The sequence below is a fragment of the Borrelia venezuelensis genome (genome assembly GCF_023035835.1).
Taxonomy (GTDB): Bacteria; Spirochaetota; Spirochaetia; order Borreliales; family Borreliaceae; genus Borrelia; species Borrelia turicatae.
Genome location: NZ_CP073220.1, coordinates 805,036 through 822,462 on the forward strand (window position 1 = coordinate 805,036; position 17,427 = coordinate 822,462).

Sequence of the window (17,427 nt, forward strand, 5' to 3'; positions counted from 1 at the left end):
ATAATTATCTCCATTTTTTTAATCTTATGCTATATGAACTTAACATCAAAAATGTAACTGAAAATATAATGAAGTAGATAAAGTCTGATAAGTTTAATATTCCCATATTAAAGTAACTAAAATGATTAGTAATTGAGATAAAGTTGAGTATTTGTCCAAATATATTGTCTTTTCCAAATATCATTACTAACTTTCCTGAAAAGACTATTATGATTAAGATAAACACACTTAGTATGTAAGATACTATTTGACTTCTGGTAATAGATGATATAAATACTCCCATGCTAAGCACTGAGTAAGAATAAAGGATTATTCCTAAATATTGAAGAAATATTATACCAAGGTCAAATTCGCCCATAAAAATTGTCATTATTGTTAGTGGTAGTGTGAGAGCAAAAAGTATTAATGTGAATATCTTAAGTGTGATAAATTTGCCAAGTACTATCTCTTGTGGACTGATTGGTAGTGCATAAAGTAATTCAATGCTTCCTGTTTTATGCTCTTCTGAGAATACCCCCATACTAAGAGCTGGAAGCACTAACATTAAAATGATAGGCATTGATGAGAAATAAGACATTAATGATGCATTGTCTTTAATAAAAAATCCTGATAAGAAAATAAAAGAAAAATTTACAAATATTAGGAAAAATAACATTACAACATATGCAGTTAGTGTACCAAATAAAACTTTTAATTCTTTTTTTGACAAAGCTAGGGATTGTCTTAGATCTATTTTCATTGTTTTTTCTCCTTTGTTAGTTTACTAAATATTTTTTCTAAACTTTCATGTTTTGGAATCATTGCTTTTATTATCATTCCTTTACTTACAACATAATTAAAAAGTTCTTTTTCAGTTTTATCAGGTGCAAGTCTTAATGAAACATTTATTTCTGTCTCATACTCTTTTATTTTAATTGAGGTAAATATGTCATTATTACTGAAATGTTCTTTTGTTGTTCCAGAATCTTTATAAATAATTAGATCTAGCTCAGTTTCTTTAAGTCTGTTTTTAACTATATTTTCCTTAGTATCATCAGCAATAATTTCTCCATTATTAATAATAATTATTCTTTTACAAATTGATTCAACTTCGCTTAAAATGTGAGAGGAAAACAGTATTGTACTAGTTTTTGTAAGTTCTTTTAAAAATTCTTTAAATTCTATAATTTGGTTTGGATCAAGCCCATTTGTAGGTTCATCAAGTATTACAAGTTTGGGATTATTGATTATAGCACCAGCTATGCCTACTCTTTGCTTAAATCCTTTTGATAGTGCAGATATTAGTTTGTTTTGGACACCTTCAAGCTTAAAAATACCTATTGCCTTATCTATTTCTTTTTTTGGATTTTTAACACCTTTAATTTCTGATATAAAATTTAAATACTCTTTAACAGATAATTCGGGATAAAGAGCCAGTTTTTCAGGTATGTAACCTACATTTTGCAATATTTCTTTTGAATTTTCTGTAATATCTTTTCCAAAGATTTTTACATTGCCCTTATTTGGATAATGAAATGATGTTAGAATTTTGATTAATGTCGATTTTCCTGCTCCATTTGGACCAAGTATTCCAAGAACCTCTCCTTCGTTAACTTTGAAGCTAACATTAAAGAGAGCTGTAAATGAGCCATATGTTTTAGTGATATTCTTTGCATTTATCATATGATGTCTCCTTAAGTACTATTATTTTATAATAAATTTATCTTTATTTGCTTTAAGTTTCATTCCATCTTTTGTTAAAAATATCTCTCCATTTGGATATTCTTGTTTTGCTTCGTCTAGTAACTCGAATAGATCTTTATTTAGTGTATATCTTTCACTAAAATGGATCAGTCCTGTTTGATGTACCTTTGCTTTTTTTGTAATTTTTGCTGCTAATTTTGCTGTTAAGTGTAATTTTTTTTTAGCCTCCTCTTTTAATTCGTTTTTGAATGTACTCTCAATAATTACTAGATTAAAGTTTTTGATATGTGTGCTTAGTTCTTCAGAGTAAGCCGTGTCTGTAATATATGCAAATTTTAGGCCTTTTTGAGGCTCTCCTAGTATGTCAGAAGGTAATATTTTTTTTTCATTAAGTATTACTTCATGTCCTTCCTGTAATTTTTTTCTAATAGGTCCTTTTGGTATGTTTAAACTTTCTGCCTTTTGGGTATCAAATTTTCCAGGCTTATTTTTTTCTATAAATAGATATCCGACACAGTCTATTGAATGTTTAAGTTTTATATATTCTATTCTTTTCTTTTTATCTTCATATAAAATTGATTCTGTTTTATTGATTATTATTTCTTTGTATATTATGTCATAATTTTTATGTACTCGTAAAAGTTCTATATTTGTTTCTAGATATTTTTTGATGCCAATAGGTCCAATGATGGTTAAAGGTTCTTTCCTTGTATTGCCACTTTGTGCCATCAACATTACTATTCCAAGTAAACCTGTGATGTGATCGGCATGTAAATGTGTAATACAAATCATTTTTATTTTTTGCCATGATATTTTTTGTTTTCTAAGAGACATTTGAGTAGCTTCTCCGCAGTCAAGGAGAAAGCTTTCTCCATGGTATTCTATTAAAATAGAAGTTAAGTATCTATTGTGTAGTGGTCTTGTTCCTCCTGTGCCAAGAATATTGATATTAAAGTTCAAAAATAATCTCCCAAATTTTTTTTGTTAGCAATGTGTAAAGATACGTTCCAAAACTGGTTTTGAAAGTGAGCATGGAATTTATATTGGTACCTTTTATTTTTTTGAAATTATTTTTTAATTTAATAATACATGCTCCTTGATATTTTATGTAGAATCTCTGTCTTGATAAAGGGTAGGTAAACATTACTTTGATTATTAGATTTTAATTTTTCGTACACTTGGATATTATATTATTTTTTTGTAAATTTAGAAATATTTCAAGTGAAAATTATTTATTGAAATAAAAATTTAGAGAAGATGAAGTTGTAGGATATTTTGTCTATTTTAAGGAATTATATAAATTTTCATATCTTTTAATATCATAATAAGTTGGAAGATTAGACTTGTTTTCAATATAATCTAAAATCTTTTTAGATAAATATGCTGCCATTGATATTCCCCTTGTTCCAAATCCATTTAATATAAATATGTTTTTGTATTTTGGATGTTCACCAAGAAAGGGTTCTCGGTCAAGTGTAGAGGGTCTAATGTGCGCTTTGTGTTGTATTACTTTGTAATTTAGGTTTGTAATCTTTTTAAGCTTGTTTATTAATTCTTTTTTTGCCCATTCATTTGTGCTTGTATCTAACGTTTTCCATTCGTAAGTTCCGCCAAGGTAAAACTTGTTATCTTGTAGAGGTATTAAGGATACATGCCTATTATAAATTTCTTTAAGATTTAATCCTTGCATTTCTATTATAAGTATTTCTCCTTTTGCTAGTTTAAATGGAAGATATGAAAAAAGCCTTGCAATTTTTTCTTTGTATCCTCTTGTCAATATTAATTTTTTGAATTTAAATTCATTGATTATAAAAGATTTGTCATTTGTTTTAATTTCATCTTCATTGATTTCTGCTTCTATGTATGCGTTATACTTTATAAAGTACTTTTTAAGGGTTTGTATATATAAATTTGTGTTCATTATTGCACCCTTTATTAGTATGCCCCCATCATTGTCATTGGAAAAATCGTGTATTTTTCCATTTTTTATTTCCATGATGAAGTCTTTTATATTCTCATTACTTTTGATTTTTGAAATCAGTTCGTCTTTTTGTGTTTTTGTGGTAAATGGTCTAAAAATAGGATTTTCTTTTAAGAAATCACAGTTAATATTTTTTTCCATTTCTTTGTAGTATTGAATTGCAAATGTGAAAATTTCAGGTTCTCTCCAAGCAATGTTCATTTTTCTTCCCATAATAGGATTAATAAGCCCTCCTGCTACGGTTGTTGCTTTCTCAGCTCCATTGTCAAAGAGAATCACACTTTTTTTTCTTTGAAGTATTTCATAAGTTAGAGTACTCCCAGCAATGCCACCGCCAATGACTGCAAATTCATATTTCATTTAAATATTCCTTTTTTTTAGTTCTGTTTTCTTTGTAATTTTAAAGAATTACTTTTGAGTAAGCAATTTATTTGTAATTTATTCCCAAACCTTTCATTATTAAAAATTTCAGCTTGTTTTTTTTCAAATATTGGTCATCTTTAGTGGTGTGTCTTTCTTATTTTGATGTGGACATTTAAAAACCTTTTGTTTTTAATTATAATATATATCAATAATATATATCACATTATATTTGTTGAAAAGGTAAGTTTATGGATTTTAAAGATATGAAGATGCAAACAGAAATACAGCAATCATTGGAGTTTGCATTAAAGAGTAGATCAATAGTTATTACAGGCGAGATTAATAAAGATACTTCTAAGTTATTTCAGGAAAGAATATTATTTTTAGAAGCATCGGATTGTAATAAACCGATATTTGTTTATATTGACTCGGAAGGTGGTGATATTGATGCTGGGTTTGCTATTTTTAACATGATACGTTTTGTAAAGCCTAAAGTTTTTACAATTGGAGTTGGACTTGTGGCAAGTGCTGGTGCTTTAATTTTTTTGGCTGCAGATTCAAAGAGTAGATTTTCTTTGCCTCATGCGAGATATTTATTGCATCAACCTTTAAGTGGTTTTAAAGGGGTTGCTACAGATATTGAAATTTATACAAATGAACTTAATAAAGTTAAGAGTGAACTTAATGATATTATTGCAAAAGAGACGGGTCAGGAACTTGATAAGGTTGAAAAAGATACCGATAGAGATTTTTGGTTAGGTAGTGAATCTGCAATGAAATATGGTCTTGTCTTTAAAATTGTTACAACTAGACTTGAGCTTGAAGAATTTATTTCTTAGTCTTTTAGTATTATCTTGTAGCTTCCCAAGGAGAAACTTTAGCATTTTGGAATTTGGTATTACTAGTTTTTCAAAGAATTTTACTTCTTTGGATACATTAGTAGATATTGCTTATAATATGTTTTTGTCAGATTTTGATTTAGTCATTATTAAAAATTTAGGTAATAAAGAGGAGTTGGATCTAGTTAATAACAGAGTTTCATTTGGAAGTTTTAAAAATGCCTATTTTATTAGGCAAAATAATAGCTCTTCTATTGGTATTCTTGCTAAAGAAAAGATTAAGATTCAAATTTTAGATTTTATCGAAGGACTTTATGAGTGCAGGTTAGGTGTGGTTGTTGATTTTATGTTTAAAGATCATTATTATGGGATTGTTGTTTTTAATTTTGATGAAGAAATAGCTAATAATTTAGATATTTTTATTCTTGATGATCAGATAACCTATTTAAATTATAGGTATGAAAATTTACTTTTTATTTTGGGTAAGCGTGAGTTTGGTATGTTAGATGTCATTATTAGGAATGGTTATTTTAGTTTGATTTATGATTCAATTAATCCTTTGTATATAATTAATACCATTGATGATCGAGTTTATTCTAATTTTTCAGCTCAAATATCCTTTCGTTCTTTGATTTATGTTGTTTTAAGTTATTTATATGATGATTTTTATATAAATAGCTTTCCAAAAAGTATTTTGATTAAATAAATTTTGGAAAGCTATTTAGTTCTTGACATCATTATTGCATTATTATATCATTACTAGCGATGCCGAAATGGTGGAAATGGTAGACACACAGGACTTAAAATCCTGAGGAGGAAACTCCGTACCGGTTCAAGTCCGGTTTTCGGTATTTAAAGTTTTCAAATTGTTTAATCTATCCTCAAGTAGTTTATTTATATAGATTCCTGTGATAAATAGGCTACTTAAAGATAGATTAAGCATTAAATTAGGTTGTACGTTGAGTTTTGTTATAACAAATAGCATATTTATGATTGATCCCAAGATTAAACCTGTAGATAAGTAGAGAAATTTTACAATATGCTTGTCTATTGTTTTTTTTATTATTCGTATTGTAGTTCCTGTTCCTATTATTGTGGATATTCCAAATATTATGCATAGTTTTATATTGAGTTGTGAAATGATGTTGATAATTTCTTTATAAGTTCCAAGGCTTAACAATATGAGTGAACCTGAAAGGCCCGGTAGAATCATTGCACTGCCACCTATTATTCCTGAGCTGGCAATGAGTAAGTAATATTTAATCGAGCTTTTATCTTGATATGCTGATATGTTTAGTGATATATCGTAAGTTCTTAATATCAATAAACATATTATAGTGAGCAATCCAATTAAAAATAATAAATATTTTGTACTTTCTTTATGCTTGTTAATTTTTGTTTTTATATCTATTTCTTTTTTTAATGTGAATATGCTTCCTGTGATTAATCCTATAAAAAACACATTTAAGTATGTTTCTCTTATTGCTCCATTTAAAATATAGCTTTTAAATATTTTTGCAAGTATGGTTGTTGAAGTTAATATGCCAAGTGATAATATGCCAAGAAAAATTGTATTTTCTTTTACCTTTTTTAATTTTATTAAATTTGCAGATGAATTTATTATATTGTAGTAGATCCCTAGCATTAAGGCTAGAGTACCTCCTGAAACTCCTGGTATTATGCTTGCAATACCAATTAGTAAACCTTTTATATAGATGCTTATCATTATTTCTTATATATATTTAAACGTATAACTTAATGTCTTTTATTTTTTATCTTTCATCGCCTTCGCCATTAATTGTGCCGTTTTCATGTCTTTTTTTTAATTTTTCTAAATTTGTAATAGCAACATCTTCAAGTGTTATTCCAAGATTATTACTTAAATTTGAAATGTACCATAACACATCACCAAGTTCTTTCTTAATTGCCAATAAATATTCATCATCAAGGATATATTCTTTATCACGACCTAGTTTTTTTATTTTTTCTACAACTTCACCTGTCTCTCCAGCAAGCCCAAGGGTTGTTAAAATTAGTTCTTCCTTTTTATTTTTATATTTAGCAGTTTGTTTAGCCTTTATTTGATATTCATTTAATTTCATAATTAAGATTAGTTTAATATAGTTTTTATTTATTTACAAGTTTATTTATTATTTCCTTTTTTTTAAATTTTTATTATATTAACCCCATATATTAAGTGGAGTTTATCTTTGAGTAAATTTGCTCTTTTATTAGAATTTGTCTTCTTCTTTTTGCAGTTTGATTGTGCCTATTCTTATCCTGTGATAAAGAATTTTTCAAATAAAGATCCTATTTTTTATGATCTTAAGTCAAAAATTGCTAAATATAATAAAAGAGTACAAATTCCTTTATTTATTTATTCATATAAAGTTAAAGAAGGTGATACTTTTTTTAAGATTGCAAATAAAGTAAATGGTTGGCAAACTAGCATTTCAACAATTAATTTATTAGATTCTCCTTTTTTAAAGGCAGGAGAAGAGATCTTAATTCCTAGTAAAAAAGGCATTTTTGTTATTGATAATAAGGAACATAGATTTAATAGTTTACTTTTAGCAACAAGGGATTTAACAAAAGCAGAAAAGATAAAGGTTAGACAAAATAATAAGATTTGTGAGTTTTATTTTTTTGATTCTTTGATACAACCAGAGTTAAGTTACCTTTCAAGCACAGAAATGCTTTTCTTTTTAAATTCTGATTTTATTTTGCCTTTAAAGAGCTTTATTATTAGCTCTGATTTTGGATTTAGAGCAGATCCGTTTACTGGTATTAAAGATTTTCATAGAGGTATAGATCTTGCAGCTCCAATGAATTCTTTGGTTTTTTGCTCATCTTATGGTGTTGTAGTTGTAGTTGACTATAATGATATTTATGGCAATTTTGTTGTGGTTGAACATAAAAACAATATTAAATCCCTTTATGGCCATCTTAGTTCTTATATTGTAAGGAAAGGAGATGTTTTAAGAACAGGGGATATTATTGGTATGGTAGGTCGAACTGGTCGTTCAACAGGTCCCCATTTGCATTTTGAAATATTGAAAAAAGATGCACCTGTGAATCCTATTAAGATTTTGAAGTAGATAGATATTTATTTTATCAGTATGTGATAGGTCGATTTTAAATATAAGGATATAGTTTTTTGCCATACTTTGTTTAAAATTATTTTAATTTGATGCATATATTGTCATAATGTATATTTTTTATACTAATTATTAATTAATTGTGCTTTATTGAATCTATATCATACTCTGTTATTTTATTGTGTAAGGTTTTTCTTCCTATTTTAAGTATTTCGGCACATTTGCTTTTATTATTCTTAGAGTGTAAAAGTGTTTGTTTAATGATTTCTTTTTCTGCTTCTTTTAAGCTTATACCTATTGGTAGTATAATTTTAACTATTTGGTTTGTGTTATTTCTAATTTTGGGAGGTAAATCATCTTTTACAATTTGCTTTTCTTTAGATAATATTAAGGCGCTCTCTAGTACATTTTTGAGTTCTCTAATATTTCCTGGCCAATCATATGCATAAAGGGCTTTTAGTGCATCATTGGAGAGACTTTTCTCTTCTCTATTATTTTCACTTGCAACATCTTTAATTAGTATTTTTGTTAACTTTGGTATGTCGTCTTTTCTCTCTCTTAAGGGAGGAATATTGATATTTATTATGTTAAGCCTATAAAATAAGTCTTCTCTAAACCTTCCTTTTTTAATTTCTTCTTCAATATTTTTGTTTGTTGCTGTTAATAATCTAATATCAACTTGCATAGTAGTTTCTCCACCTACTCGTTCGAATGTTCTATTTTGAAGCACTCTTAGTAGTTTTACTTGAACTTCAGGTGATGTTTCTACTATTTCGTCTAAAAATATCGTTCCTTTATCTGCTAATTCGAATCTGCCTTTTTTTTGAGATATTGCACCTGTGAATGCTCCTTTTTCATGTCCAAAGAGTTCACTCTCAAGTGTGCTCTCAGAGAGTGCAGCGCAATTGACTTTAATGAAGGGTTTGTCATTTCTATTTGATAAGTCAAATATGGCATCTGCTATTACTTCTTTTCCAACTCCACTCTCTCCAGTTATTAAGACAGATGCTTTTGATTTTGCGATTTTTTTTACAAGTTCTAGAGTTTTTTGCATTATAAGTGATTTTCCAAATATACGTTCATAATAATTTAAATCTTTTCGAATTATGACATTATCTTGGGATATGTTTTCATGTCTTTTGTCATTTTTACCATTTAAGGCTCGCTTTATTATGAGTAACAGTCTTTCAAGATCAACAGGTTTTGTTAAAAAATCATAAGCACCTTCTCGCATAGCATCGACTGCTGAATCGACAGTTCCATGAGCTGTAAGAATAATGAAGGGAATATTTGGGTTTTTATCTTTTACTATTTTAAGTAGTTCTTCTCCTGATATTTGGGGCATTCTAAGATCAGATATTATAGCATCAATCTTTTCATTTTTAATTGTTTCAAGTGCTTCTTTTCCATCACTAGCAGTAAATACAAAATAACCTTCCTCTTCTAGATAAGTTGTTATTCCTTCTCGTATATTTTTTTCATCATCTGCTACCAGTAGTTTACTCATTCTCTAAACATCCTTCAATTAGAATTTTGCCCTTATTTAATTTTGGAAGTGTAATTGTAAAAGATGTTCCTTTTGTCTCTTTACTTTCCACAAAAATTTCACCCCCATGTTCTTTAATTATTTTATAAGAAATAGTTAGTCCTATGCCACTTCCACTTTCTTTTGTGCTAAATTGAGGTTTGAATATATCATCTTTTGTTTCATTTTTTATTCCATTTCCATTATCTTTAATACCAATGTATATTTTTTCTGTATTTTCGTGAATAGAAATTTCTATTTTTTTTGTCTTTTTATTTGATTCAAGTAGTGCTTCTTCTGCATTTTTTACTATATTGATTATTACTTGACGGATGAGTTTTTCGTCAATTAATGCAGGGCTTATTTTTTTTAGATTGAGTAGGAATTTAATATCTTTATTGTTTAATTCTGGATTTAATAGGTTATAAACACTTTTTATAACGTCAGTGATATTTCTTTTTTCTGGTACTATTTTTATTGGTCTCACTGTTAATAAAAAATCTGTTACAGTTTTATCCATTCTATTTATCTCTTCTTTTATTATTTTGAAGTAATTATTTGCTTTTGTGCTTTTGATACTTTGTCTATCTATTTCTTTTTTGAGTAGTTGTAAATTTATGTCAATTGCTCCTAGCGGATTTTTAATCTCATGAGCAATATTTCTTGCATGTCTTGTAAAAGCAGCTAAAGCCTCAGCTCTTCTAAAAAGTTCTTCTTTATGTTTTTTATCTTTAATATCTTCAATTAAAATAATATTTCCTTCAAGCTTTTGATCTCTGACGTATGGCATAAATGATATTTTAATGTATATGTTTGTTGAAATTTGTACCTCAAATCCTATTATTTTATCTTCGTTTGTTACTAGTTCTTCTATTAAGTTTGTTAGAGTTGGAATTTGAATATCTTTAAGGGTTTCTAGTTTGTATTTAGGACTTATAACTAAAATTTGAAATAGCATTTTGTTTAGGTAAATTATGTTATTAAGTTTATCAAGAACTAGGATCCCTTCATTAATGGATGCAAAAATGCCATCGTATATTTCTATTTTTTTATAGATATCTTGAATAAATTTAAGTTTTTGATCACTTGATAATTTATTTAATTTGGTCAAGGTTTTCTTTAAAAATTTGCTCATTAATCCTCGTAATTTAGCATTAAATTTTCGATTATTAATTTTTTGTTCTGGTTGTATGGACTGTATTTTGAGATGTATTTTAAATATTCTAATCTTTTCAGATATGTATTAGTGTCTAAATTTTGGCTTAAAAATTCATGTCTAAGTTGGTTTGTAAGTTCTTGTAAAAATAATTTAAATATATTTTCATCTTTTAGGAAATTAAATGTGTCAAGATTAAATATACCCTGTTTTTCTTTTATTATATTTAAAATTCGCTTGACTTCTTCTTTTAATTGTGTGTGTTCTTCACTATGAAATGAGTCGAAATATTCTTCTGTTGTTAGTTCATCATTTTTATTAAAGATTGCTTTGAATTGTTTGATCTCAAAATCTCTATTTTCCTTTCTGAATTTGTATAGTCTTAGTCTTGAAAGGATTGTTTTTGGAATCTTGTTTTTGTTTCTTGTAGCTAAAATAAAATAAATGTTTAAAGGTGGTTCTTCTAGTATTTTTAGTAGTGCATTATAGACATTAAAATTTAGATTTTCAATTTCATTAATGTAAATTACCTTTATCTTATGCTTCTCTGATAATATCCAGGATTTAATTTTTCTAACATCATTAATGGTAATGTTAAAGTTTATGTTTTTAATTATTTCCTCAATTTTTTTAATAAGTTCTTTTGTGATTGTCTCATTATATTCGTTTTTGTAATAGGTATTATTAATAAAATTGACGTCTGTTTCTATTTTTTTAAGGTTTTTATCACTGCTGAAATTGTATTTAGTAAAAATGATATTCTTAACATATTCTAGATATTTATTTATAACTTTATTTGAGTTTACATTAAGATATGCCTTTGCCTCTATTATATTAAGATTTGAGAAAATTATTAAATTTGGGTTTGTTAAAGTTTGTGTATTTAAGATTCTTTTTGCAAGTTCAATTGCAGTTGTTTTTTTAAAAGAAAATCTCTCTCCCCAAAAAAGTATTGCATTTGGTAGACTTCCTTTTTCATACTCCTTAATTATTTCGTAAGTTATTTCGGATAAGCTTTCCATGTGATTCTCTTTACTGTGTTTTTGATATTTTAAACAAATAGTTTATGCTAGGATTTAGATATTTAAGCAATTTGCTTTCTTCTAAGAAGTAGCTGGGATTAAAGAGTTGTTGAGAGTATATTATATATACTACAATTGCAATTATTCCAAAGGCTTCAAATAAACCAAGTATTAGTCCAAGTAACCTGTTGAAAAATAATAACTTAAGATGATTTATTATTGATTCGATTAATGCTTGTAAGATTAAAAATCCTATGTGTATTATTAAAAAAAATACTAGTAGTGCTTGAACATATGATAAATCGAGAATAGGTGATATTAATATTTTAAAATCATTGGTTTTATTGTAGATCAAAAATATTAAAGTAAAAATTTCAACAAATCCAGCAATTTCTTTGATGAACCCCCGTAAAAATCCTCTAAATCCTAGTGATATAAAAATTATTATTATTAGTATGTCTACTATACCAGTTATTTTGAAGGGATCGTTAACCAGCATTTATTTTCCCAAATTCTTTTAACAATAGATTAGCTATTAGGCTTGATGAGTCTTGATTGTGAAATTTTTTTATATTATTTTTTAGTATATTGGACTTTTCTTTATTTTCTAGGATTTCTTTTATGATATTTATGATTTTGCTTTCACTTAAATTCTCTTCATCTATTTTGAAACACGCATTTTGTTCTTCTAATAGTTTTGCATTTCTGACTTGATCCCCTCTTGAGCCTTTTACAAATGGAATAAATATTACGCATGCACCAGCATTGGCAAATTCTTTAATAGCACCTGATCCTGCTCTGCTTATTATTATATTTGAAAATTTTATTATGCTTGCCATTTCTTCTGCATTAAAAAATTGACTTCTTAAATAATTATTTTCTCTAGTTGCATCTAGATTCCTTCCACATTGATGGATAAAATACGCATCAATTTTGTTTTTGATATTGAGTGTTAATTTATTTAGAATTTCTGCTCCAAGAGAGCCTCCAAGTATGCTAATTATGGGTTTTTTTGTATCTTGAGTTAAATTTTTTATTATATTTGGATTTGGACTTGAGAATTCTTTTCTGATTGGTGAGCCTGTATATAAGACATTTTTGTTTTTAAAATATTTTGTGCTTTCTTTAAAGCTGATATGTATTTTGTTTGCAAATTTTGAATTGATTTTTGTTGCAAGCCCAGGATCAAGATCCATTTCGTGGGTTATGCTTTTTACCTTAAGTAAACTTGCTGCAATAATTGGTGGACTTGATACAAAACCGCCAGTTGCGTATATAATTTGGGGTTTATACTTTTTTATTATGAAAAAGCTTTTGATTATTCCAAATATGACCTTAAAAAAGTCAGTAAAATTTTGCAGTGAAAAATATCTTCTAAGTTTTCCTGATGGAATTGCGATAAATTTGATATACGCGTGCTCTTTTATGATCTTGTCTTCCATTGAGTCTTTTTGTCCTAACCAAAAAAATTCGATATTTGTATCAAGTTTTCTTAATTTTGAAATTATTGCTATTCCTGGGAAAACATGCCCCCCTGTACCTCCCCCTGTAAAAAATATTCTTTTCTTAGCTTTCATATACCTCTTTTATATACATTGTAATTTAACAATGCATTTTAATGCAAATATTATACATTTTTTTACTTTTACAGTGACTATTCTAAATTTTATTGAATTTAAAAAAATGTCAGTAGTTCATTTATATCAAATTATGTTTGTTTCTAAACTCACATTTTGACTGTGCTAAGAGAGAATCTTATATTAAAATAGATTAGAAAATATTTTTTAAAAATTGCTCAATTTGAATACCTTTATTTTTAATAGTATTATTTTCAATAGAAAATTTGATTATTGAATGAATTACTTTGGTTGCTTTTTCTAAAGCATATTCTATCTCCGATTTTTCCAGATATCCTATTAGTAGACTTGCAAATAAATCCCCTGTTCCACCGAAGTTTTGTTCTAGTTTTTCTAAAAAGATTTCTGAATATTCTTTTGTGTGCGTGTTATAAACAACATTTCCTATAAGATTTTCCTTTTCTACACTTGTAACTACGATTATTCCGTTTATTTCAAGATTTAATATTGCTTTTATTATTTCATCCTTATTGTTTATCTTTTCCGTTTTAGCTAACATTTTCAATTCTGTGATATTAGGTGTTATGATGTTTGCATGTTTTATTAGGCTTCTAAATCCATTCACTATTTTTTCATCAAAAGTAGGGTAGAGTACACCATTGTCTGCAAATACAGGATCAATTATTATTTTTTCAAAATTGAGTAGTTTGAACATATTTTTTATTATTTTTTGCTGGGTGTTGCTTCCAAGAAATCCACTATAGAATATATCAAAGTTTTCATTTTGATTTTTCCAAGATAAAATAAACTTTTTTAATTTATTTGTTAAATCTATTATTTCAAATTCTTTGTAATCTGTTGTTGCTGAGAGAACTGCAGTTACAAATGGACAAACTTGCATATTAAATGATGATATGACTGGTATGCATATTGTAAGTGATGCTCTACCTATAGTTGAAATGTCATGCATGGCTAATACTCGTTTCATACTGTCTTTCCTTTTGTATGTTTATAGTTTTCTATTCTTGAATTTGCATCAATTTCAATTGGACTTGCCCCGTATTTTAAATACATAAGGTAACCAATTCCTGCAATCATTGCTCCGTTATCTGTGCAAAGGTCGATTGGGGGATAGTATGTTTTTATTTCAAGGTTTTTGATCTTTTCTCTTAAATAAAGATTGCTTGCAACTCCTCCAGATATTATTAATTTTTTTATATTGGTATCCTTTATTGCTCTTTTAATTGGAATAATTAAATTTTCAAAAGCTACTCTTTGGAAGCTTGCAGCAATATTATTTTTTGTTATGTTTTCATTTTTGTCTTTAAACTTTTCAAGTTGATGTATACATGCTGTTTTGAGGCCTGAATATGAAAAATCATACCTATTTTCTTTTTTGTCAAAAATTGTAATTGGAAAATTAAATGCATATTGGTTACCGTTTTTGGCTAATTTTTCTATGTTTGGCCCACCTGGGAATCCCATTTTATAGTATTTTGCTACCTTGTCAAATGCTTCTCCACAAGCATCGTCAAGCGTTCGTCCAAGTATTTCAATGTCATCGAAGTTATTTTGTTTTGCAAGTATTGTGTGTCCTCCACTTAACATTAGAGATAGAAATGGATATTCTATCTTTTTAATCATTAGAGGAGCATAAAGATGACCTAAAATATGGTCAATGCAAATTAGAGGCTTTTTGAGGGCAATTGATAAACCTTTAGCAAAGTTTACACCAACAATTAAGGAGCCAATAAGACCAGGTTTAGATGTGACTGCTATTAAATCAATTTCTGATGCATGTATTTGAGCATTTGTTATGGCCTGTTGACAAACAGACATGATAAATTCCGTGTGTAGCCTTGAGGCAATTTCTGGAACTACACCATAATATTTTTTGTGTTCTTTTTGACTAAGCTTGATATTACTTAAAATCTTAACACCATCTTCTACTATAGCTGCACAGCAATCATCGCATGAGGTCTCTATTCCAAGCACTCTCATTGTTTTCCTCTCTTTGATAAAGGTTGATTAAATTTTTAAATTCAAATTCTTTATTTAGGTTTACTGCTTCTTGTTTGAGTATTTTAAGAGTATTTTTTGACCAAATATGTCCTATTACTTTAACAATTCCTTTTGTTCTAGCTATTTGTTTTGCTCTCTCAAGTGCTTTAATTACGGCTTTTTCATTATCTTTGTTATCAAGAAATATGTCTCTTTGCTCTACTATAATCCCAATTTTTTTACCAATTTTTGCGGATATGCTTTTTTGCGTAGTTAGGCTATCAAAAAAGTATCTATTTTCTTCTTTAAGTTTGATTAGAATAATTTGCATTATATTCTCATTTGCAGTAATAAGACTTCCCATATGATTATTCATGATCTTTGCATTGGAGTATGTTTGAAATGTTTTTTCAATTTTTGTTCGTATTGCAAATTCATTATCGTTAATGTTTATGTGAAATTTTTCTATTGAATTTTTATATTTTGATTGCATTGGTAAATGAATCATTATAATTTTATTTTTACTTGCTAGTTTGTTATAAAAATCCATTGATTTTGGTAAAAAGGGAATAATTGAAAAATTAATGTTTAAGTCAATTTTTATAAATTCGTCTAACATAAATTCGTCATAGCCAACATCATCAATTATGAGATAAAATGTAGGTTTTAAATTTTTTTGTACTTTTATTAAATTTTCTTTTTTAATTTTTGCTAATTTGTTCTTAAAGTTTAGATTGAATTTTTTTGCATTTGATTTTATATATACAAGGCTAGAAAATAGCATAATTATTGAGATAAAAGATGTAATAATAACAAATGATATTGTGATTTTTAATTTATGTTTCTTTAAAAAGATAGAAACATTGTGAATACTCATGTTCAGTAGCTTCTCATTATATCAAAATCTGGTATTAAGTCAACGTTTATTGATAAAGTTCTTCTTTGAGTTTTTTTAGTACTCTTTTTTCAATTTGTCTAACGGTTTCTGAGGAGATTCCAAGTTCATTGGAAATGTCTTTTAAGGTGCTTTTTTTATCACTGTTGTCTAAGTTATATCTTTTTATTATGATGTATCTTTCCTTTTCATTTAGTTTGGTCTCTAGTATGTGATTGAGATGTTTTAATGTTGAATTTTGTTCAAGGGTACTCTCAGGATTAAAAGAATTGTCTTCATAGAGGTTTAGTAGCGTAGAATTTTCTGAACCTTCGATCTTTTTATCAAGGGAATATTCTTTTTCAAGATAGGGAATGATTTTTATATATTGAGCAGTTGTTAAGTTAAATCTTTCCATTATGTCTTCTTTTTTTGGTGATTTTTCTTCTTCCATGAGATATTTATTTATTTGGAGTATTAAATTTTCTTTTCTGTATGGTACCTTTACAAGTCTGGTTTTGGTATTTAATGCTCTTTGAAGCGATTGTTTAATCCAAAATGAGGCGTAAGTTGAGAATTTGGTGTTCTTACTTGGATCATATTTTTCAGCTGCTCTAATTAAACCTAGATTTCCTTCTTGTATTAAGTCTTCAACTTTTAATCCTTTGCCAGCATATCTTTTAATTATTTTTAAGACGAGACGTAAATTGGCATTTATCATTTTGTTTTTGGCTTTCAGGTCTCCTAGTTTAATTTGTTTTGCAAGTTCAATTTCTTCTTCGTGAGTTATCAGTCTGTGTTCTCTTACGGATTTTAAGTATATGTTTAAATCTTCATTGCTAAATATATTCACAATACTTCTCCCATTTTTGAAATTTGCGTATCAACATCCCTCTCTCTTTTTGATGTGATGCAAAAATCATGCCAACTTAGAAAATAATTAATATTTTTTATTAAATATGAACTATTTTCTAAAGTTATTTACTTCTGCTATTTGGTTATAAATTAAATCAGCAAGTCTAAAACTTTTAGATTTGGCTATTTGTTTTGCTCTTTCTGAATAGAGCATATCTTCAAAAATTTCTTCTGTTTGACCCCCATTAATTAAATTATTTTCTTTTTTTAAAGAATTTTTCATGCTCTTGAGCATTTGATTTATAAAGATTGACTCAAATTCTAGTGCAGCTTCATAGAGTTTGTTGTCATTTTTGTGCTGATTTGTTTTTTCTATTTTGTCTTTTAGAATTTTTACCTGTTTTGTTTGATTTTTTGTTTCTAAGCATTGTAAATTGATTTTACTTGTCATAT

The 17,427-nt window shown here is 27.4% G+C and carries 19 protein-coding genes and 1 tRNA gene; 4 read left to right on the forward strand and 16 right to left on the reverse strand.

Annotation, left to right across the window (positions count from 1 at the left end; genetic code table 11):
- Nucleotides 1-4 precede the first annotated feature (4 nt).
- From bvRMA01_RS03840 to bvRMA01_RS03855, 4 genes are all read right to left on the reverse strand, one after another.
- Nucleotides 5-739: an ABC transporter permease gene (locus bvRMA01_RS03840; RefSeq protein WP_011772686.1), complete on the reverse strand. Its 735-nt coding sequence runs from the start codon at nt 737-739 to the stop codon at nt 5-7.
- On the reverse strand, nt 736-1,662 hold the full coding sequence (locus tag bvRMA01_RS03845) for an ABC transporter ATP-binding protein (protein WP_247032282.1): 927 nt from the start codon (nt 1,660-1,662) through the stop codon (nt 736-738). Before bvRMA01_RS03845 ends, bvRMA01_RS03840 begins: the two co-directional genes overlap by 4 nt.
- A 21-nt stretch (nt 1,663-1,683) precedes the next feature.
- On the reverse strand, nt 1,684-2,643 hold the full coding sequence (locus bvRMA01_RS03850; protein ID WP_247032283.1) for a ribonuclease Z: 960 nt from the start codon (nt 2,641-2,643) through the stop codon (nt 1,684-1,686).
- A gap of 319 nt (nt 2,644-2,962) precedes the next feature.
- Nucleotides 2,963-4,024 (reverse strand): NAD(P)/FAD-dependent oxidoreductase, encoded by a 1,062-nt coding sequence (locus bvRMA01_RS03855; protein WP_247032284.1) that lies wholly within the window; start codon nt 4,022-4,024, stop codon nt 2,963-2,965.
- 251 nt (nt 4,025-4,275) lie between these two features.
- Between bvRMA01_RS03855 and bvRMA01_RS03860 the strand changes: the two genes are divergently transcribed.
- The 3 genes from bvRMA01_RS03860 to bvRMA01_RS03870 all read left to right on the forward strand — a co-directional run bounded on the left by bvRMA01_RS03860 (nt 4,276) and on the right by bvRMA01_RS03870 (nt 5,717).
- Complete coding sequence (locus bvRMA01_RS03860; RefSeq protein ID WP_011772690.1) at nt 4,276-4,866, forward strand: ATP-dependent Clp protease proteolytic subunit; 591 nt, start codon at nt 4,276-4,278, stop codon at nt 4,864-4,866.
- Nucleotides 4,867-4,912: 46 nt separating this feature from the next.
- On the forward strand, nt 4,913-5,572 hold the full coding sequence (locus tag bvRMA01_RS03865; protein WP_247032285.1) for a hypothetical protein: 660 nt from the start codon (nt 4,913-4,915) through the stop codon (nt 5,570-5,572).
- Between the two features lie 61 nt (nt 5,573-5,633).
- Nucleotides 5,634-5,717 (forward strand) — tRNA-Leu (locus bvRMA01_RS03870).
- Here the strand turns inward: bvRMA01_RS03870 and bvRMA01_RS03875 are convergent.
- Together bvRMA01_RS03875 and bvRMA01_RS03880 are read right to left on the reverse strand one after the other, a co-directional pair.
- Complete coding sequence (locus bvRMA01_RS03875) at nt 5,699-6,592, reverse strand: undecaprenyl phosphate translocase family protein (RefSeq protein ID WP_247032286.1); 894 nt, start codon at nt 6,590-6,592, stop codon at nt 5,699-5,701. The genes bvRMA01_RS03870 and bvRMA01_RS03875 overlap by 19 nt on opposite strands.
- 46 nt (nt 6,593-6,638) lie before the next feature.
- Nucleotides 6,639-6,968 carry a nucleoside triphosphate pyrophosphohydrolase family protein gene (locus bvRMA01_RS03880; protein ID WP_011772692.1) on the reverse strand — a complete coding sequence of 110 codons (330 nt, stop codon included), beginning with the start codon at nt 6,966-6,968 and terminating at the stop codon, nt 6,639-6,641.
- 108 nt (nt 6,969-7,076) lie between these two features.
- Between bvRMA01_RS03880 and bvRMA01_RS03885 the strand changes: the two genes are divergently transcribed.
- Nucleotides 7,077-7,964 carry a LysM peptidoglycan-binding domain-containing M23 family metallopeptidase gene (locus tag bvRMA01_RS03885; RefSeq protein ID WP_247032287.1) on the forward strand — a complete coding sequence of 296 codons (888 nt, stop codon included), beginning with the start codon at nt 7,077-7,079 and terminating at the stop codon, nt 7,962-7,964.
- A gap of 136 nt (nt 7,965-8,100) precedes the next feature.
- Here bvRMA01_RS03885 and bvRMA01_RS03890 read toward each other — a convergent pair whose 3' ends face one another.
- From bvRMA01_RS03890 to bvRMA01_RS03935, 10 genes are all read right to left on the reverse strand, one after another.
- The gene (locus bvRMA01_RS03890; protein WP_247032288.1) at nt 8,101-9,471 is read right to left on the reverse strand and encodes a sigma-54-dependent transcriptional regulator; all 1,371 of its coding nucleotides are present in this window, start codon (nt 9,469-9,471) and stop codon (nt 8,101-8,103) included.
- Entirely contained in the window at nt 9,464-10,624 is a 1,161-nt protein-coding gene (locus bvRMA01_RS03895) for a two-component system sensor histidine kinase NtrB (RefSeq protein WP_247032290.1), read from the reverse strand. Before bvRMA01_RS03895 ends, bvRMA01_RS03890 begins: the two co-directional genes overlap by 8 nt.
- Nucleotides 10,624-11,667: a hypothetical protein gene (locus tag bvRMA01_RS03900; RefSeq protein WP_247032292.1), complete on the reverse strand. Its 1,044-nt coding sequence runs from the start codon at nt 11,665-11,667 to the stop codon at nt 10,624-10,626. The genes bvRMA01_RS03895 and bvRMA01_RS03900 overlap by 1 nt, the downstream gene beginning before the upstream one ends.
- Nucleotides 11,668-11,677: 10 nt before the next feature.
- Nucleotides 11,678-12,166, reverse strand: a complete 489-nt coding sequence (locus tag bvRMA01_RS03905) for a CvpA family protein (protein ID WP_011772697.1) — start codon at nt 12,164-12,166, stop codon at nt 11,678-11,680.
- Nucleotides 12,156-13,244: an undecaprenyldiphospho-muramoylpentapeptide beta-N-acetylglucosaminyltransferase gene (gene murG / locus bvRMA01_RS03910; protein WP_247032294.1), complete on the reverse strand. Its 1,089-nt coding sequence runs from the start codon at nt 13,242-13,244 to the stop codon at nt 12,156-12,158. Before murG ends, bvRMA01_RS03905 begins: the two co-directional genes overlap by 11 nt.
- A 193-nt stretch (nt 13,245-13,437) precedes the next feature.
- Nucleotides 13,438-14,232, reverse strand: a complete 795-nt coding sequence (locus tag bvRMA01_RS03915; protein WP_011772699.1) for a PfkB family carbohydrate kinase — start codon at nt 14,230-14,232, stop codon at nt 13,438-13,440.
- Nucleotides 14,229-15,245 carry a tRNA (adenosine(37)-N6)-threonylcarbamoyltransferase complex transferase subunit TsaD gene (tsaD, locus tag bvRMA01_RS03920; RefSeq protein WP_247032295.1) on the reverse strand — a complete coding sequence of 339 codons (1,017 nt, stop codon included), beginning with the start codon at nt 15,243-15,245 and terminating at the stop codon, nt 14,229-14,231. Before tsaD ends, bvRMA01_RS03915 begins: the two co-directional genes overlap by 4 nt.
- Complete coding sequence (locus bvRMA01_RS03925) at nt 15,211-16,122, reverse strand: divergent polysaccharide deacetylase family protein (RefSeq protein WP_247032296.1); 912 nt, start codon at nt 16,120-16,122, stop codon at nt 15,211-15,213. The genes tsaD and bvRMA01_RS03925 overlap by 35 nt, the downstream gene beginning before the upstream one ends.
- Before the next feature lie 46 nt (nt 16,123-16,168).
- On the reverse strand, nt 16,169-16,972 hold the full coding sequence (locus tag bvRMA01_RS03930) for a sigma-70 family RNA polymerase sigma factor (RefSeq protein WP_011772702.1): 804 nt from the start codon (nt 16,970-16,972) through the stop codon (nt 16,169-16,171).
- Nucleotides 16,973-17,083: 111 nt separating this feature from the next.
- Nucleotides 17,084-17,425 (reverse strand): rod-binding protein, encoded by a 342-nt coding sequence (locus bvRMA01_RS03935; protein WP_011772703.1) that lies wholly within the window; start codon nt 17,423-17,425, stop codon nt 17,084-17,086.
- Between the last annotated feature and the right edge of the window lie 2 nt (nt 17,426-17,427).

What these genes read in the sequence shown, in the direction of transcription:
- bvRMA01_RS03840 (WP_011772686.1), bottom strand. Translation starts at nt 739, where the DNA reads ATGAAAATAGATCTAAGACAATCCCTAGCTTTGTCAAAAAAAGAATTA.
- bvRMA01_RS03845 (WP_247032282.1), bottom strand. Translation starts at nt 1,662, where the DNA reads ATGATAAATGCAAAGAATATCACTAAAACATATGGCTCATTTACAGCT.
- bvRMA01_RS03855 (WP_247032284.1), bottom strand. Translation starts at nt 4,024, where the DNA reads ATGAAATATGAATTTGCAGTCATTGGCGGTGGCATTGCTGGGAGTACT.
- bvRMA01_RS03860 (WP_011772690.1), top strand. Translation starts at nt 4,276, where the DNA reads ATGGATTTTAAAGATATGAAGATGCAAACAGAAATACAGCAATCATTG.
- bvRMA01_RS03875 (WP_247032286.1), bottom strand. Translation starts at nt 6,592, where the DNA reads ATGATAAGCATCTATATAAAAGGTTTACTAATTGGTATTGCAAGCATA.
- bvRMA01_RS03880 (WP_011772692.1), bottom strand. Translation starts at nt 6,968, where the DNA reads ATGAAATTAAATGAATATCAAATAAAGGCTAAACAAACTGCTAAATAT.
- bvRMA01_RS03890 (WP_247032288.1), bottom strand. Translation starts at nt 9,471, where the DNA reads ATGAGTAAACTACTGGTAGCAGATGATGAAAAAAATATACGAGAAGGA.
- bvRMA01_RS03895 (WP_247032290.1), bottom strand. Translation starts at nt 10,624, where the DNA reads ATGAGCAAATTTTTAAAGAAAACCTTGACCAAATTAAATAAATTATCA.
- bvRMA01_RS03900 (WP_247032292.1), bottom strand. Translation starts at nt 11,667, where the DNA reads ATGGAAAGCTTATCCGAAATAACTTACGAAATAATTAAGGAGTATGAA.
- bvRMA01_RS03905 (WP_011772697.1), bottom strand. Translation starts at nt 12,166, where the DNA reads ATGCTGGTTAACGATCCCTTCAAAATAACTGGTATAGTAGACATACTA.
- murG (WP_247032294.1), bottom strand. Translation starts at nt 13,244, where the DNA reads ATGAAAGCTAAGAAAAGAATATTTTTTACAGGGGGAGGTACAGGGGGG.
- bvRMA01_RS03915 (WP_011772699.1), bottom strand. Translation starts at nt 14,232, where the DNA reads ATGAAACGAGTATTAGCCATGCATGACATTTCAACTATAGGTAGAGCA.
- tsaD (WP_247032295.1), bottom strand. Translation starts at nt 15,245, where the DNA reads ATGAGAGTGCTTGGAATAGAGACCTCATGCGATGATTGCTGTGCAGCT.
- bvRMA01_RS03925 (WP_247032296.1), bottom strand. Translation starts at nt 16,122, where the DNA reads ATGAGTATTCACAATGTTTCTATCTTTTTAAAGAAACATAAATTAAAA.
- bvRMA01_RS03935 (WP_011772703.1), bottom strand. Translation starts at nt 17,425, where the DNA reads ATGACAAGTAAAATCAATTTACAATGCTTAGAAACAAAAAATCAAACA.